The organism is Halomonas citrativorans, from assembly GCF_900163645.1.
Classification (GTDB): domain Bacteria; phylum Pseudomonadota; class Gammaproteobacteria; order Pseudomonadales; family Halomonadaceae; genus Vreelandella; species Vreelandella citrativorans.
Window position 1 is genome coordinate 172,505 of record NZ_FUKM01000048.1, and the last position, 16,144, is coordinate 188,648.

At 55.8% G+C, this 16,144-nt stretch carries 14 protein-coding genes; 2 read left to right on the forward strand and 12 right to left on the reverse strand.

The features are described from left to right. Positions 1-81: 81 nt before the first annotated feature. The 11 genes from CZ787_RS12010 to CZ787_RS12060 form a co-directional block, all read right to left on the reverse strand. Complete coding sequence (locus CZ787_RS12010) at positions 82-1,380, reverse strand: adenylosuccinate synthase (RefSeq protein ID WP_087109480.1); 1,299 nt, start codon at positions 1,378-1,380, stop codon at positions 82-84. Then, positions 1,380-2,573 carry an ATP phosphoribosyltransferase regulatory subunit gene (locus CZ787_RS12015; protein WP_087109482.1) on the reverse strand — a complete coding sequence of 398 codons (1,194 nt, stop codon included), beginning with the start codon at positions 2,571-2,573 and terminating at the stop codon, positions 1,380-1,382. The genes CZ787_RS12010 and CZ787_RS12015 overlap by 1 nt, the downstream gene beginning before the upstream one ends. Before the next feature lie 184 nt (positions 2,574-2,757). Further along, the gene (gene hflC, locus CZ787_RS12020) at positions 2,758-3,654 is read right to left on the reverse strand and encodes a protease modulator HflC (protein ID WP_087109484.1); all 897 of its coding nucleotides are present in this window, start codon (positions 3,652-3,654) and stop codon (positions 2,758-2,760) included. Continuing rightward, positions 3,655-4,929 carry an FtsH protease activity modulator HflK gene (hflK, locus tag CZ787_RS12025; RefSeq protein ID WP_087109486.1) on the reverse strand — a complete coding sequence of 425 codons (1,275 nt, stop codon included), beginning with the start codon at positions 4,927-4,929 and terminating at the stop codon, positions 3,655-3,657. It abuts the gene before it with no gap. A 126-nt stretch (positions 4,930-5,055) separates the two neighbouring features. Continuing rightward, the gene (gene hflX / locus CZ787_RS12030) at positions 5,056-6,366 is read right to left on the reverse strand and encodes a ribosome rescue GTPase HflX (RefSeq protein ID WP_087109489.1); all 1,311 of its coding nucleotides are present in this window, start codon (positions 6,364-6,366) and stop codon (positions 5,056-5,058) included. A gap of 37 nt (positions 6,367-6,403) precedes the next feature. Continuing rightward, a complete protein-coding gene (gene hfq, locus CZ787_RS12035) occupies positions 6,404-6,652 on the reverse strand; it encodes an RNA chaperone Hfq (RefSeq protein ID WP_009099947.1) in 249 nt (82 codons plus the stop codon). 150 nt (positions 6,653-6,802) lie between these two features. After that, the gene (gene miaA, locus CZ787_RS12040; protein ID WP_087109491.1) at positions 6,803-7,741 is read right to left on the reverse strand and encodes a tRNA (adenosine(37)-N6)-dimethylallyltransferase MiaA; all 939 of its coding nucleotides are present in this window, start codon (positions 7,739-7,741) and stop codon (positions 6,803-6,805) included. Positions 7,742-7,816: 75 nt separating this feature from the next. Beyond that, positions 7,817-9,748 (reverse strand): DNA mismatch repair endonuclease MutL, encoded by a 1,932-nt coding sequence (gene mutL, locus CZ787_RS12045; protein WP_087109492.1) that lies wholly within the window; start codon positions 9,746-9,748, stop codon positions 7,817-7,819. A gap of 8 nt (positions 9,749-9,756) precedes the next feature. Further along, positions 9,757-11,232 (reverse strand): N-acetylmuramoyl-L-alanine amidase, encoded by a 1,476-nt coding sequence (locus CZ787_RS12050; protein ID WP_087109494.1) that lies wholly within the window; start codon positions 11,230-11,232, stop codon positions 9,757-9,759. Beyond that, on the reverse strand, positions 11,226-11,720 hold the full coding sequence (gene tsaE / locus CZ787_RS12055; protein ID WP_087109496.1) for a tRNA (adenosine(37)-N6)-threonylcarbamoyltransferase complex ATPase subunit type 1 TsaE: 495 nt from the start codon (positions 11,718-11,720) through the stop codon (positions 11,226-11,228). The genes CZ787_RS12050 and tsaE overlap by 7 nt, the downstream gene beginning before the upstream one ends. 11 nt (positions 11,721-11,731) lie before the next feature. Then, a complete protein-coding gene (locus CZ787_RS12060) occupies positions 11,732-13,225 on the reverse strand; it encodes an NAD(P)H-hydrate dehydratase (protein ID WP_087109687.1) in 1,494 nt (497 codons plus the stop codon). Between the two features lie 115 nt (positions 13,226-13,340). On the opposite strand from CZ787_RS12060, the gene queG reads away from it, so the two are divergent. Continuing rightward, positions 13,341-14,423, forward strand: coding sequence for a tRNA epoxyqueuosine(34) reductase QueG (queG, locus tag CZ787_RS12065; protein WP_087109498.1), 1,083 nt, complete (start codon positions 13,341-13,343; stop codon positions 14,421-14,423). 14 nt (positions 14,424-14,437) lie between these two features. Here the strand turns inward: queG and orn are convergent, their stop codons facing one another. Then, the gene (gene orn, locus CZ787_RS12070; RefSeq protein ID WP_087109499.1) at positions 14,438-15,019 is read right to left on the reverse strand and encodes an oligoribonuclease; all 582 of its coding nucleotides are present in this window, start codon (positions 15,017-15,019) and stop codon (positions 14,438-14,440) included. An 88-nt stretch (positions 15,020-15,107) separates the two neighbouring features. Here orn and rsgA point away from each other — a divergent pair, with 88 nt between their 5' ends. Beyond that, positions 15,108-16,127 carry a small ribosomal subunit biogenesis GTPase RsgA gene (rsgA, locus tag CZ787_RS12075; protein WP_087109501.1) on the forward strand — a complete coding sequence of 340 codons (1,020 nt, stop codon included), beginning with the start codon at positions 15,108-15,110 and terminating at the stop codon, positions 16,125-16,127. The last annotated feature ends 17 nt before the right edge of the window (positions 16,128-16,144 follow it).

The window sequence follows — 16,144 nt, forward strand, 5'->3', positions numbered from 1 at the left end:
ATTTGCCAAAAAGGGGCGCCAAGGCACCCCTTCTGATACACCCGTCTACATTCTCAGCGGATGCCATTTGCCGACAGCGGCTTATTCGCCGTCAAACGGATTGCGCAGTACGATGGTTTCAACACGGTCTGGGCCCGTTGAAATAATATCGATACTGGTGCCCACCTGCTCTTCCAGAAAGCTGATGTAAGCGCGGGCATTGGCCGGTAAGTCGTCGACGTTTTTAGCACCCAGCGTCGACTCTTTCCAGCCTGGCAAATCCTGATAAAGCGGCTCTATGGCTTCGTAGCCTTCAGAATCAACCGGGCTGTCCAGCACGTCACCATCTTTACTGCGATAGCCCACGCACACACGAATATTTTCCAGACCATCGAGCACGTCAAGCTTGGTCAGACAGATGCCGGACACAGAGTTGATTTGTACCGCATGACGTAGTGCCACCGCATCAAACCAGCCGCAACGACGTGGACGACCCGTGGTGGCGCCAAATTCGTGGCCACGCTCAGCCAGGTGACGGCCATGGTCGTCAAACAGCTCAGTAGGGAACGGCCCCGAACCCACGCGCGTGGTATACGCTTTGGTAATACCCAGCACGTAATCCAGGTAAAGCGGGCCGACACCAGAACCCGTGGCCGTGCCGCCAGCCGTGGTGTTGGAGCTGGTAACAAACGGGTACGTACCGTGGTCGATATCCAGTAGCGAGCCTTGGGCACCCTCAAACAGAATATTTTCACCCGCCTTGCGCAGGTCGTGAACCATGTTCACGGTATCGCATACCATCGGACGAAGCTCATCGGCCATTTGCATGGCGCTGTCCAGCACTTCCTGGAAGTCGACGGCGGGTTCACCGTGGTAGTTAACCAATACGAAGTTATGATAATCCAACACTTCGCCCAGTTTGGAGGCAAAACGCTCCCGGTGAAGCATATCGCCCAGGCGCAAGCCACGACGCGCCACTTTATCTTCGTAAGCCGGACCAATACCTCGACCCGTTGTGCCAATCTTGGCAACGCCGCGGGCTTTTTCACGGGCCTGATCAAGGCGCACGTGATAAGGCAAAATCAGCGGGCATGCAGGCGAAAGGCGCAGGCGCTCACGCACCGGCACACCTTTATCTTCAAGCTCGCGGATCTCTTTGATCAGCGCTTCAGGCGAAAGCACCACCCCGTTGCCGATTACGCAGGTTTTACCCGGACGCAGGACACCCGACGGAATGAGATGAAGCACCGTTTTTTCACCGTCGATTACCAGCGTGTGGCCCGCATTATGGCCACCCTGGAAACGCACTACCGCCGCCGCTGACTCGGTGAGCAGGTCAACAATCTTGCCTTTGCCTTCATCACCCCATTGGGTGCCCAGGACTACGACATTCTTACCCATTATGCACTCGTCTCTTGTGTCAGGGCCGTTGTCTGCCAACAGCCATCGATAAACTCAAGACGGCGGTCACACTTGTGCTCCGCCGGCCCAGTACGCTGCCCAGGCAGCGCTTGAATAACGCGTTCTCCCTGCTCTCGCAGTGCAACTATGGCAGCGTTGAGAGACTCTTCCTCTTGGGCAGGTGCCCAAATGGCGCCGTTGCCTGGTGATGCCAAGGCCAATGATGCCAGCTGCTTTAAATCCATCGAAAAGCCAGTAGCCGGACGTGCACGCCCAAAGGCGCGCCCTGTATCATCATAGCGGCCACCCTTTGCAAGCGCATGGCCGTAACCTGGCACATAAGCGGCAAACATCATGCCTGTGTGGTATTGATACCCACGCAACTCGGCAAGATCAAAATAGAGCGACACGTCAAAGCGAGCCAACACGCCCTGATACAGCGCACTTAGCTGATCAAGCGCGGCGGTTACAGAGGCCGGGGCACCTGCAAAGCGCTCGCGTGCTTGCTCAAGTATGCTGGCGTCGCCGTGCAACTCGCCTAGCGCCATAAACATATCGGCCAGTACCGGGTCGCTGACGCTTGCGTTAATTTGCTCCGCCAATTGTCCCGGCGACTTTAGTGCCAGTGCCTCAAACAGCATGCTCTCCTGCTCATTATTAAGCGCGGCAGCGTCTACCAAGCTACGGTAAATGCCGATATGCCCAAGAGCCAGATGTATTTCACCTGCGCCTGCGGCTTTTAAACTGGCGAGCGCCAAGTGAATGATTTCACTATCGGCCTCTAACCCAGCATGGCCAAACAGCTCGACGCCGACCTGAACAGGGCTGCGTCCGCCTTGATGCTGATCAGCTTTAGCGCGTAGTACGTTCGTGCAGTAGCACAACCGAACGGGCCCTTGGCGCTTGAGCGAGTGGGCATCCATACGCGCCACCTGCGGCGTAACATCTGCCGAGGCGCCCATCATACGGCCGGTTAATTGGTCTGTTAGCTTAAAGGTTTGCAGATCAAGGTCGGTACCGGTACCGGTCAACAAGGAGTCTAGAAACTCCACCGGTGGTGGCATGACCTGGTCATAGCCCCAGCAATGATAAAGATCAAGCAGCGCGCGGCGCAGCTCTTCCATGCGGCTTGCCTGAGGCGGTAGCACCTCATCCATGCCGTCGGGCAACAGCCAGCGGTCAGCGATGGTCATGTAAACAATCCTGCAAGACGATGAAGGCCCTGGAGTCGATGAATACGCGCTTGACGCATTAACGTTAAATGAGGGCCACAAAAAAACCGGGCGACGCCCGGTTCAATTAAGTCTACCACGTTTGCTCAAGGGATGAACCCCGCCATGCGTTCTGCTTTATGGCAAAGTTCACCCCTATGCCAACTTACTCTTCTTCGCCTGCTTGCCCGTTAGGATTAGCACTGCGCAGGTAACGGAAAAAGTCACTGCTGGGGTCTAACACCAGCATATCACCGTCGCCCGAGAAGCTGTCGCGGTAAGCATTCAAGCTACGCCAAAAGGAGAAAAACTCCTGGTCCTGGCCATATGCTTCAGAAAAGATCCTGGCCGCTTGTGCATCACCTTCACCGCGCAGCGTCTCTGAACGCTCATTTGCCTGAGCGATAAGTACGTGGCGACGACGGTCAGCATTAGCGCGAATACGCTCAGCTTCCTCTTGCCCCTGGGCACGCCATTCGCGGGCTTCACGCTCACGCTCAGAACGCATCCGTTCAAATACTGCCGCTGACACGTCTTCAGGTAAATCGATACGCTTGATGCGAATATCACGTATAGCGACACCCAGCTCATCACGCATCAAGCTATCCAGCTCTTCGGTAGGACCAATCATTAGGTCATCGCGGCGCTCAGCAATGATTTCCTGCAGATTAAGGCGGCCAAACTCGTTACGCAAGCTCTCATCAACACGCGGCTGAATGAGGCGGATCGCCATCAATTCATCGCCCGCCGTTGCCTCGTAGTAGCGGGTAGGATCAATCACCTGCCATTTAACGTAGGAGTCGACGATAACCGCTTTTTGCTCAAGCGTTAGATAACGACTAGTGTCGGTATCCAGCGTCAGCAAGCGCGTATCAAACTTATGAATCGTTTGAGCAATCGGTATTTTGACATGCAGGCCAGGCTGAATATTCTCTTCAATAACCTCACCAAAGCGCAGTTTCACGGCACGCTGTGTCTCATCAACAACATACAGCGAATTACTTGCCAGCCACGCTACAACAGCCAAGCCACCAACGATCAGCAGGGATCGATTATTAATCATTTACCGGCCCTCCCTGCGAATAGAGCTACTACCTGAAGATGAAGAATTCGTCGTTTGGTTTCCACGTAAACTTTCTATCACACGCGGATCCAACTCCTCATTGCCTGAGCCACTGTCATTAGCGCTTGATGCACTATTGCTACGCCCGCTATTGCCGCGCATTTGATCAAGCGGCAAATACATTAGCGGTGCATTTTCGCTTACATCCAAGAGTACCTTGGGCGTACCGCCATAGACCCCTTCAAGCGTATCCAGGTACATCCGCTCACGCATTACTTCTGGCGCATTTTGGTACTCTGTTAATAAGGCATTGAAGCGATTCGCCTGGCCCTGAGCTTCGGCCACGACCGATTCACGATACCCTTGGCCTTGCTCAACCACGCGCTGGGCCTGACCCTGAGCGGCCGGGATAATGGCGTTGGCGTAAGCCATGCCTTCGTTAATGGTGCGCTGGCGGTCTTCGCGAGCACGAATTACGTCATCGAATGCGTCGATAACCGGTGCAGGCGCGGAAGTAGACTCAATATTAATGGTTTGTAAACGGATACCCGCTCCATACGCATCAAGATAGGACTGCAAGCGGCTAGCGACCGAGCTGCCCAGGATTTCACGTCCTGAGGTCAGGATCTCAATCATGTCTGTGCCACCGACAACGTGACGCAAAGAAGAATCAAGTGCATTTTCCATGGACAGTGCAGGATCACGCACATTGAGAACAAAATCTTGCGGATTTGCGACCTGGTACTGCGCCGATATTTCCACTTCCACGATGTTTTCATCGCGCGTCAGCATCGCCTGGGTTTGTGACACAGAGCGAACGCGCGTGACATTCACCATGCGGACATCATCAATCAACGGCGGATTCCAGTGAAGACCCGGCCCAACAACGCTCTGGTACTCACCAAAACGTAAAACAACGCCACGCTCAGATTGATCCACCAGATAGAAGCCGGAGGCTGCCCAAATCGCTAGCGCAACCACAACTAAAAGGCCCGGCAATGCAAGCGTATTACGTGGCTTACCACCACCGCTTCCACTGTTCCGCTTGTTCCCATTGCCTTTTTTACTGCCGCCGCCCAGCATGCCGTTCAGCTTGTCTTGAAATTTCTTGAGCGCTTCATCAAGGTCAGGAGGGCCTTGGTTGTTACCCCCATTGTTCCCACCCCGATTACCGCCGTCGTTGCCACCACGGTTATCACCGTCGTTGCCACCCCGTCGACCACCACTACTCCATGGGTCGTGCTGGTTGCCACCACCAGGCTCATTCCAGGCCATACTTCGTCTCCACTAAGGTGCTCATCTGCGCATGGCATGCCTTCGGCAAGCTCCATGCGCTTTATTGAAATTATTGCTATATCAAACTGTCATTACCATCCCTTACACGAGTAGAAAAGCAAGAACCTACCACTCGTCAACTTCACGTAACGCTACAGGCAAATAGGTATTAGCGCGCTCACCCAGCTGCGCCATTAATTGGTTAAAGTCGCGACGCGGCAGTCGAACATCTAATACAGAGCGCCCCTGCTCATCAAATGCTTCCTGGCGCACGGCGTTTAACTCATGAAGCCCTGCCCGCAGCTTGCCCTGTTCTGGCGTCAGTGTCAGCGAAAATCCGATGACATCGCCAGCCAAGCGCTCAGTAAGCGCTTCATGAAGTAGCTCAAGACCTTGGCCTTGTTGAGCAGACAACCACACCACTTCAGGCACACCGTGTCCATCACGCTCGATACGCGGCGCGCTATCAAGCTTATCGATCTTATTCATTACCTTGAGAACCGGCACACTATCGGCGCCAATCTCTTTCAATACGTACTCTACCTGGTCAACGTTTAGCTCGCGATCAGGGTCAGCTGCATCAATCACATGCACAAGCAAGGTGGCTTCCGCCGCTTCCTGAAGCGTCGCTTGGAACGCTTCAACAAGCTTGTGGGGCAAATGCCGGATAAACCCTACCGTATCCGCCATAACCACCGGGCCCACGTCTTCGATTTCAAGGCGCCTCAGTGTCGGGTCCAGCGTTGCAAACAATTGGTCAGCGGCGTACACATCGGCATGGGTTAACGCATTAAACAACGTCGACTTACCTGCGTTGGTATAGCCGACCAGCGACACACTGTGGATTTCCGCACGTGCACGGGCGCGGCGGTTCTGCTCACGCTGGCTACGTACTTTATCCAACCGCTTATTGATTGACTTAATACGCCCTCTTAATAGACGGCGGTCGGTTTCCAGCTGCGTTTCGCCGGGCCCACGCAAGCCAATCCCACCTTTTTGGCGCTCAAGGTGCGTCCACCCACGCACAAGGCGAGTAGACATATATTCTAGTTGAGCAAGCTCGACCTGCAGCTTACCCTCATGGGTTCGTGCCCGTTGCGCAAAAATATCGAGAATCAAACCAGTGCGGTCAAGGACTCGGCACTTGAGTTCTTTCTCAAGATTGCGCTGCTGGGAAGGACTTAAACTATGATTGAAGATCACCAGCTCCGCCTGATGAGCCGCGAGCATGGCTCGCAACTCTTCCAGCTTTCCCGAACCCACAAAGGTTCGTGAATCAGGGCGCTGACGACTAGCGGTGAGCAGCGTCGCGGGCTCTGCACCTGCAGAGCGCACGAGCTCTAAGAACTCACCCGGGTCTTCACGTGCTTGTTCGTCATGAAAATCAACGTGGACAAGAACTGCCGTTTCACCGGCTTCTGGGCGTTCAAAAAACAATCAATACCTCGAGGACTCTATTGCTCATCCAGCGGTGTTAAATATCCGCATCAGGCGCAGCCGGGTCTTGTGCCGGCAAACGCACATTACGCGAAGGCACCACCGTGGAAATAGCATGTTTATAAACCATCTGACTAACGGTGTTACGCAGCAGAATAACAAACTGGTCAAACGATTCGATCTGGCCTTGAAGCTTAATGCCATTTACCAAAAAGATGGAGACCGGAATGCGCTCTTTGCGCAAAATATTCAAGTAAGGATCTTGAAGGGACTGCCCTTTGGACATGTTGCTCTCCCTAAACTGTCGTTGGGGTTGGTTGTTAAATGGCGTGCCCTACTGGTGCTACGCCGCAATCTATTTGCCCGAAAGGCCCGTGTGGTTGAAAGCGCCCTTCGGCTACTCAAAAACACACGCTCACGAAACCACTATCTTACGCTAAGCACCGCTTTCACGCACGAATTTCAGCGTCTTATCCACCACGTCCAACTGCTGCGAATCAATCCAGGTAAGATTAGACCAGCTTCTTAACCAGGTTAGCTGACGCTTGGCGAGCTGGCGAGTAGCAATTACGCCGCGCTCCTTTAAGACAGCATAGTCGTACTCACCGTTCAGATACTCCCACACCTGACGATACCCTACGCTTTTCATGGCGGGCAGTTCCAGATGCAGGTCACTACGCTTTTTGAGGGCGGCCACCTCATCTATCAAGCCCTCCTCAAGCATAGCGGCAAAACGTTTTTCAATACGTGCGTGTAAAACACGTCTGTCGCTTGGCGCCAACGCAATGGATAGCACGCGCCAAGGGAAAGGCTCTGGCTGCTGCTCACCCCATAGCTCGCTCATTGAGCGCCCACTGGCATAATAAACTTCGAGTGCGCGCATTAAGCGCTGGGGATCATTGGGATGGATGCGCTGCGCCGACACAGGATCCACATCCATCAGTTTTTTATGCAGCGACTCCAGGCCTTCACTTTCACGCTGTTTGGCTAGCTGCTCGCGAATAGCGGGGTCCGCCGCAGGCATATTTGCGACCCCTTCAACCAGGCGCTTGTAGTACAGCATGGTGCCGCCCACTAGCAGTGGCACCTTGCCCGCTGCGCTGATTTGTCGCATCTCACTAAGCGCATCTTCTCGAAAATCAGCCGCTGAATAGGGCTCGGCAGGATCACGAAGATCTATTAACCGATGGGGTGCACGGGCAAGCTCAGCCGCACTGGGCTTAGCACTACCAATATTCATACCGCGGTAGACCATTGCGGAATCAACGCTGATTAGCTCATGCCCTAACCGCTCGTGCAGCGCGATTGCCGTATCGGTTTTTCCGGCCGCCGTGGGGCCCATTAAAAAAATCGCCCAAGGGCGTGTATCAGCCATACCGTGGCAAACTCCGCCAAAAAATAACAGGGATTAATTCAGCCAGCCGCCACTTGGCAACATCTGGCAGCACCGCTACTGTCCGCGCAAAAACAACCGATCAAGCGCTTTTAGGTTCATTTGTGTCCAGGTAGGCCGACCATGATTACACTGATCGCTACGCTCGGTGCGTTCCATATCGCGCAGCAATCCATTCATCTCTTCAATGGTTAGCCGTCGATTCGCACGCACGCTACCGTGGCATGCCATAGTGGAAAGCAGCTCATGAATACGTGTTTCTACCTGATGGGTGCGCCCAAAACGGGCAAGCTCTTCAAGCATTTCGCGCACCAGTGCTTCCGGGTCAGCCTGGGCCAAAAGCGCGGGTAACTGGCGCACCAGCAGCGTTTCCGGCCCTGCAACATCCAGCTCAATCCCCAATTGAGAAATTGCTTTCTGCTCGCTTTCTGCCGTTGCCACCTCCGTGCGGCTGGCAGCAAGCGACACAGGCACCAACAGCGGCTGTGTATCAATGCCACTGGCAGCTGCCAGCTGATTTTTCATCCGCTCGTAGACAATGCGTTCATGGGCGGCGTGCATATCCACCAGCACAAGCCCTTGGGCATTTTGCGCCAGAATATAAATCCCATGCAGCTGCCCCAATGCAAAGCCTAGCGGCGGCGCACTGGTCGGGTCACTTTCAGGCATTACCGCAGGTGCTTCGCGCACCTCGCTGACAGACTGGTGACTACCAGCCCACGCACCCGGCGGCTGCGGCGTAAGCAGCGTATCCTCATGATTAGGGTGCAAGGCCTGATAGCCCTGCATAAAGCGGCGTACTTTTTCAGCCCCCGGGTGACGGTCAGGCGCTTGGGAAAGCGCCATGCCCTGCTGCTGCCACCGGGTAGAATCGGTCTGCTCAGGTTCGGTGACGGCGCCATTCACGCCTTCTGCTGAATGCTCCGAGACATCACTGGCATCGCCATCACTTTCTTGCGCTGGCTTAGACGTCGCCAAGCAGTGGTGCAGACTTGAGTAGAGAAAATCATGCACCATACGCCCATCACGAAAGCGCACTTCATGCTTGGTGGGATGAACATTCACGTCGACCACATCAGGGTCCAGCGTCAGGTAGAGTACAAACACAGGATGGCGGCCGTTATAGAGCACGTCCCGATAGGCCTGGCGCACGGCATGGGCCACCAGGCGGTCACGCACCACACGTCCGTTAACGAAAAAGTACTGCTGATCGGCCTGAGAGCGTGAATGCGTGGGCAAGCCCACCCAACCGCTTAGGCGCAGCCCACCGGCTTCGCGCTCAATATAGCGTGCATGCTCAATAAAATTCTTACCCAGCAGCGAGGCAATACGCCGCTCCTGAGCCGCCGCCGTATGCCCAGCAGGTAACTGGTGGACTACCTTCTGGTTATGACGGAGCACCCAGGTGATGTCGTAACGCGACAGTGCCTGACGCCGAAAGGCCTCTTCCACATGGGCAAACTCGGTCTTTTCAGTACGTAAGAACTTACGCCGCGCAGGCGTATTGAAGAACAAATCACGCACCGCAACGCTGGTGCCTCGTGGGTGTGGTGCAGGCGTTACTCGCGCCTCCATCCCTCGCCCTTCGGCCACAACTCGCCAGCCGGTTCGCGGGTCTTCTTCCGCATTGGAAACAAGCTCCAACCGAGAGACAGAGCTTATTGAGGCCAGCGCCTCGCCACGAAACCCCAGAGAACTGACGCCCTCCAGGTCCTCAAGGCTTCCGATTTTACTGGTGGCATGACGTGCAAGCGCCAGCGGCAAGTCCTGCTCACTAATACCGATGCCGTCATCGCGTACTTTAATCAATCGCGCACCGCCCTGCTCGATCTCAACCTCAATGCGCTGACTTCCCGCATCAATGGCATTTTCAACCAATTCCTTGGTTACCGACGATGGACGTTCGACAACCTCCCCCGCGGCGATTTGGTTGGCCAAGCGGGGGTCGAGTACATGAATACGTGACGGCAAAGAACTCGACTCGGACACCAGACACCTCAAGAGTTGGGAATACGTAATACTTGGCCCACGCGAATAACGTCGCCATTCAAATCATTAGCTTGGCGCAGCTGGCCCACTGGCACACCGTGGCGCAGCGCAATCGAAGAGAGCGTATCGCCAGACTGTATGCGGTACTCATTCCCCGTAGGCTGGCGATGATTATCGCGCTGCCAGGCAAGCAGACTCGCCGGTGGCGGGTTACGCTCAAAATGCGCGTTTAACCCGGAAAAAATAGCATCCGCAAGCCCCTGCTGGTGAACGGGGTCACGCAGTCGACGCTCTTCACTGGGGTTGGAAATAAAGCCGACCTCAATCAATAGCGAAGGAATATCAGGCGATTTAAGCACCATAAAACCAGCCTGCTCAACGCGAGATTTGTGCAGTCGATTAATCCGCCCCAACTGCTCAAGCACCTGCCCGCCAATAGAGAGCGAATCGTTCAGCGTGGCGGTCATGGTTAAATCAAGCAAAACGCCGCGTAGCACTTGATCCTTATCACGCAGCGAAAGGTTGCCATCCACCCCGCCAATTAGATCAGCGCGGTTTTCGCTGTCGGCAAGCCACTGGGCTGTTTCTGACGTAGCGCCACGCTGCGAAAGCGCGTATACCGAGCTGCCCTCGGGGCGCGGACTGTTAAATGCATCGGCGTGAACCGACACAAAGAAATCAACCTTTTGCTCACGGGCAAGCTGGGTACGTTGCCGCAGGCCTATGTAATAATCGCCATCACGAATAAGCACCGCTTTATAACCCGGCGTGGCATTGATTTTGGCAGCCAACCGACGCCCGATATCCAGCACGACGTCTTTTTCTCGCGTACCTCCAGGGCCAATAGCGCCCGGATCTTCACCGCCGTGGCCAGCATCAACGGCAATAATAACATCGCGTTGGGGGTGCGGCTGGGCGGGCTGAACCTCGACCGGCTCAGGGCTTTGCGTTCCAGGCGACGCTTGGCTACCCGGCAATTGAGCCTGAACATCGTTTCGCTGCGCCAGCATTTCCTGATCACGAATCATCGCTTCTATCGGATCAATCGGGTTTTCAACGGCACTCTCGCCGGGATACTCAAGGTCTACCACCAAGCGGTGACCATATTGGTCATTAGGCGGCAACACAAAGTGACGCGGTTCAACTGAGCGATTGAGTTCCAGCACCACGCGCAAACCGCCCCCATCCCGCGGCCCGGTCCGCACAACCTCAATCGCGCTGCCATCTAGCGGCAATGTGGAGGCATCCGTTTTTAGCTGGCTCTCCTCCAAATCAATCACCAAACGCTCTGGGTCCGACAGGGAAAAAACATTCGCCTGAGTGACGCCGGAAAGATCAAATACCAGCCGCGCGTGGTCGGGAGCGGCCCATAACCGCATGCTTTCAACATCAGCGGCCTGTACAGAAGAAACGCTCGCCATTAGCGCCATCAGCCCAGGCATGACATACCGGGCCAAGCCGGTGAGTTTGTTGCTAGTTACCATGAAGTGGTACCGTCTTCTGACTGCTTAAACGATTGTCTTGACTGCAGCCCATTAAGGACGCACTCACCGTACTCACTGAGTGCGTTTAACGTCGCCTCGCGCCCTGTAGTAGCTACCGTAAGTGATAAGCAAACATCGGGAGCTGGCAGCCACCCCTCACCTCGACTTGGCCACTCAATAATACATAGAGCGTCGTCTGCCAGCACATCACGACCGCCGATAAACTCAAGCTCCTCAGGATCAGATAAACGGTAAAGATCTAAATGATAAATACGCTGTGTACCCAGCTCATAAGGCTCCACGAGGGTATAGGTAGGGCTTTTCACTGCCCCAAAATGCCCATAGGCCCTTAAAATCCCACGTGTTAACGTCGTTTTACCGGCGCCGAGGTCACCTTCCAGGTAAACACGCCCACGCCCCTGCAATGCGCGTCCCAGCGCTTCACCAAAAGCGACCTGCGCTTCTTCACTTTCCAATTGCACCTGCATGTGGGCTGCCTTTACGGGTTGATCAATACTCGCGCATAGGATGCCAGATCACTTGCCAGCAAGCCACGTTCTCCTTGTGCCTGTGCGGCACGGTCGGCGGCTAGCGCATGCACCATAACGCCTAGCCAGGCACTACTCTCTACCTCTGCTCGCTGGGCGACCAAGGCGCCAAGCATACCGCTGAGCACATCACCCATTCCACCACTGGCCATACCGGGGTTTCCGTAAGGACATACGACCAAGCCACCGGGCCCGGCAATTAAGCTCCCCGAGCCTTTTAGAACAACAACGCCTCCTCGTGTACGCTGCAGTTCACGCGCAGCGGCAGGCCGATCAGCCTGCACATCGGCGACGCTACACTCAAGCAGCCGGGCAGCTTCGCCAGGGTGCGGCGTTAGTATCCAGTTATCACGGCGCTCGCTCGGCCAGTGGCTGGCCAGCAAATTAAGCCCATCGGCATCAACGACCAGCGGGGAGTCTGATGCCAACGCATACTGCAACACAGCCTGCCCCCAAGCAGCCTGCCCCATACCTGGCCCCACCACCAGAACATCCGCTTTTTGCGGCAGTTCGTTTAAGTCGGCGCCGCCGCGTACACCGTGCGCCATTACTTCCGGGCAACGCATCAAACTGGCGATGGTATGCTCTGGCGCGGTTGCCAGGCTTACTTTGCCGGCGCCTAAGCGTACCGCCGCTTGGGAAGCCAACAGCGCCGCCCCACCAAACCCCGGCGCACCGCCCAATACCAGCACATGCCCCATCTCACCTTTATGGCTGGTGCGGGAACGCGGCGCAAAAGCGTCTGTTAACCAGGCTTCGTCCAGCCGCCACGCAAAAGGAGGAATATCAAAAAAGGCCTGCGCCTTAACACCCAAGGGGCGAAAATCAATCTCCCCCGTATAGGCAGGCGCTTCGCCGGTATGTAACCCTATTTTGTCGCCAATAAACGTGACGGTAGTATTGGCGTGAACAGCATCACCAAGGACCGCGCCCGTATCCGCAGCTAACCCAGAGGGTATATCAATCGCCAACACGGGACATTTAGCGGCGTTGATCGCATTAATCGCCTGTTGCGTTGGCCCTGTCACCTTGCCGGTAAGGCCGATACCGACCAGAGCATCAACAATCACCTCGCCCGAGAACACACAATCAGCGTGCCACGCTTCGCAGGAAACACCGGCAGAGGTTGCAAGCTCGGCAGCCCTAGCGACATCACCCTTCAGCGCATCCAACGGCTTTAGCGTAATGCGCTGCACTTTAAGCCCTGACTGAATGGCAAGCGCAGCCAGTACATGACCATCGCCACCGTTATTTCCCCCACCACATAACACCGTTACGCTACGCGCCTGGGGCCAGCGCGCACGAAAGCTATGCCAGGCACTGGACGCTGCCCGCTGCATTAGGGCAAACCCTTCGATACCACCGGCAATGGTACGGCGGTCCAGTTCACGTACCTGCTCCGCTTTGAATAGCGGGCGCAGCGAGGAAGTACTTAAGGTGAACACGATATCTCCTTTCGCATGTTGTGATGGCGGCCAATGCGTTAGCATAGCGCGACTAATGCTCGACCGTAGACTGATAATGCCCTGTTCCACTGCTTCGTCACTTTCAAGCCATGCCATGACCACTGAAAAACTGGCCCACCTTGCTGACCTCATCAAAACCTGGGGCCGCGAACTGGGCTTTCAGCAGGTAGGTATTACCGATACGCAGCTCGATACGCATGAGCAGCACCTCAACGCATGGCTTGAGAAAGGTTATCACGGTGAGATGGGCTTTATGGACAAGCACGGTACCAAGCGTACACGCCCGGCCGAGCTTGAACCGGGCACGCTGCGGATCATCAGCGTGCGTATGGACTATTTACCCCCTGAAGTTGAAACGACTCAGCTACTGGGTCAGCCGCAAAAAGCCTATGTATCGCGCTATGCGCTGGGCCGTGACTACCACAAGCTAATACGTAAGCGCTTGGCTCAGCTTGGCAAGAAAATCGAACAGGAAGTAGGCCCTTTTGGCTACCGTGCCTTTGTAGATTCCGCCCCGGTAATGGAGCGCGCCCTTGCGCAAAAGGCAGGCCTTGGCTGGTTCGGTAAAAACGCCATGCTGCTCAACCCGAAGGCGGGATCACTGTTCTTTTTAGGTGAGCTTTATACCGACCTGCCCCTCCCCGTTGACCCGCCCTACGAGCGTGAGCATTGCGGCAGCTGCGATGCTTGTCAGACCGCATGCCCAACAGGGGCGATTGTTGACGACAAAGTGGTGGATTCGCGCAAGTGCATCTCCTATTTAACGATTGAGCTACACGGAGCGATCCCGGTTGAGTTTCGCCGCGCCATGGGCAACCGCGTATATGGCTGCGACGACTGCCAACTGGTGTGCCCGTTCACACGCTTCACCCGCGTGAGTAACGAGCAAGATTTTGCCCCCCGCCACGACCTGGACCGCGCCTCCCTGCTCAGCCTGTTTGCCTGGAGCGAAGAGGCATTTTTGGACAAAACCGCTGGCAGCCCCATTCGACGTATCGGCTACGAACGCTGGCTGCGCAATATTGCCATTGGCCTGGGCAATGCACCGTGGAGCGAGGCGGTTGAAGCCGCGCTGTGGGCACGGCGTGCTTACCCCAGCGCCCTGGTACGTGAGCACGTTGCCTGGGCGCTTGATGAACAGCGCCTCAAGCGCGATGCACGCATTGCGACAAGCTAACGCTCAACCGAGGCTTACTCTTCTTCGTCCTGCCCGCCTGCCACGCGCAAAAAGGTGTTGCGGTAGTGGGCAAGTTCAGCAATCGACTCTTTGATATCATCCATTGCCAGGTGCACGTTGCGCTTGCTAAAGCCTGCCAGCGCGCCCGGGTTCCAGCGCTTGGCAAGCTCCTTAACGCTTGAAACATCCAGGTTACGGTAGTGGAAGAAACGCCACAGCGCTGGCATCTCACGCTCCAAAAAGCGTCGGTCCTGATGGATGCTATTACCACACATGGGCGACGAGCCTGCCACCACGTACTGGCGCAAAAATTCCAGTGTCTGCTGTTCGGCACTGGCCGTATCGTTCTGGCTGGCTTTTACGCGCGCGGCCAGACCGGACTCGCCGTGGGTCTTCTGGTTCCAGTCATCCATTTGTGCCAACAGACTATCTGGCTGCTTAACGGCAATTACCGGGCCTTCCGCCACGACGTTTAAATCCGCATCGGTAACGAGTGTTGCCACTTCGATAATGCGCTCTTTATCAGGATCAAGGCCGGTCATTTCCAGGTCGATCCAGACCAGCAGATCACTACGCGGTTCGTTACTATTGCTCATGCTTTTCTCCAGGATAGCCAACGGGTCGAGTTACCCGGCGTCAGTTAACAGGTACACTATCCTCTATTGTACCGAGCATCGGGTGGTCATGAGCAAACGTAAATTAAGCCGCCAGCAGCAGTGGCGAGTCGACAAAGTCCAGGCAGAGCGCGCCAGCCGCGCTGAAAAGCGTGATGTACGCGACGCTGAAAAGCTGGCTGCTGGCGAATACGGCGCCGAACAGCCCGGCCGGGTGATGGCGCATTTCGGGCGAACGCTGGAAGTACGTAATACCGAGGGCACACCGGTACGCTGCCATCTACGTGCCAATCTGGACGGTATGGTGACCGGTGACCGGGTAATCTGGCGGGCAGGCCAGGAGGGCTCCGGCGTTGTTGTGGCCCGCGAAGAGCGTGACACCGTGCTCAAGCGCCCTGACGCGCGCGGCCAACTCAAGCCGGTCGCCGCCAATATCGACCAGATTTTAATCGTTTTTGCCGTCGAGCCTGCGCCGCATCCTAATTTGATTGACCGTTATCTGGTCGCCGCTGAAGCCACCGATATCGCGCCTGTTCTGGTACTCAACAAAATCGACCTGCTGCCAGACGATGGCGGCGAGCTTGGCAAGCTACTAGAGCGCTACCGTGCGCTGGGCTACCCGGTGGTGCGCACTACCACGGCCAACGAAGAAGGGCTTGCACCTTTACGCCAGCAGCTTGAGGGCCGCACCTCAGTGTTTGTGGGCCAAAGCGGCGTGGGTAAATCATCGCTAATTGACCTGCTGTTGCCCGATGAGTCATTGCGTATCGGCGCGCTTTCCGAAGATTCACGCAAGGGCACGCACACCACGACTACCGCGCGGCTCTATACCATGAACCGCGATGAAGTCACCGATGGCGAGCTGATCGACTCTCCCGGTATTCGGGAATTTGGCCTGATCCATTTGACCGAACAGGACGTAACCGACGGCTTTATCGAGTTCCGCCCTTTCCTGGGCCACTGCCGTTTTCGTGACTGCCGCCACCGGGAGGAGCCAGGCTGTGCTTTACTTGGAGCGGTTGAGGAAGGCAAGATTCACCCGGAACGCTTTGCCAGCTATCGCCGGATTCTCGATAGCTTAGACGCTTGATTTTAAAGGAGCTAACC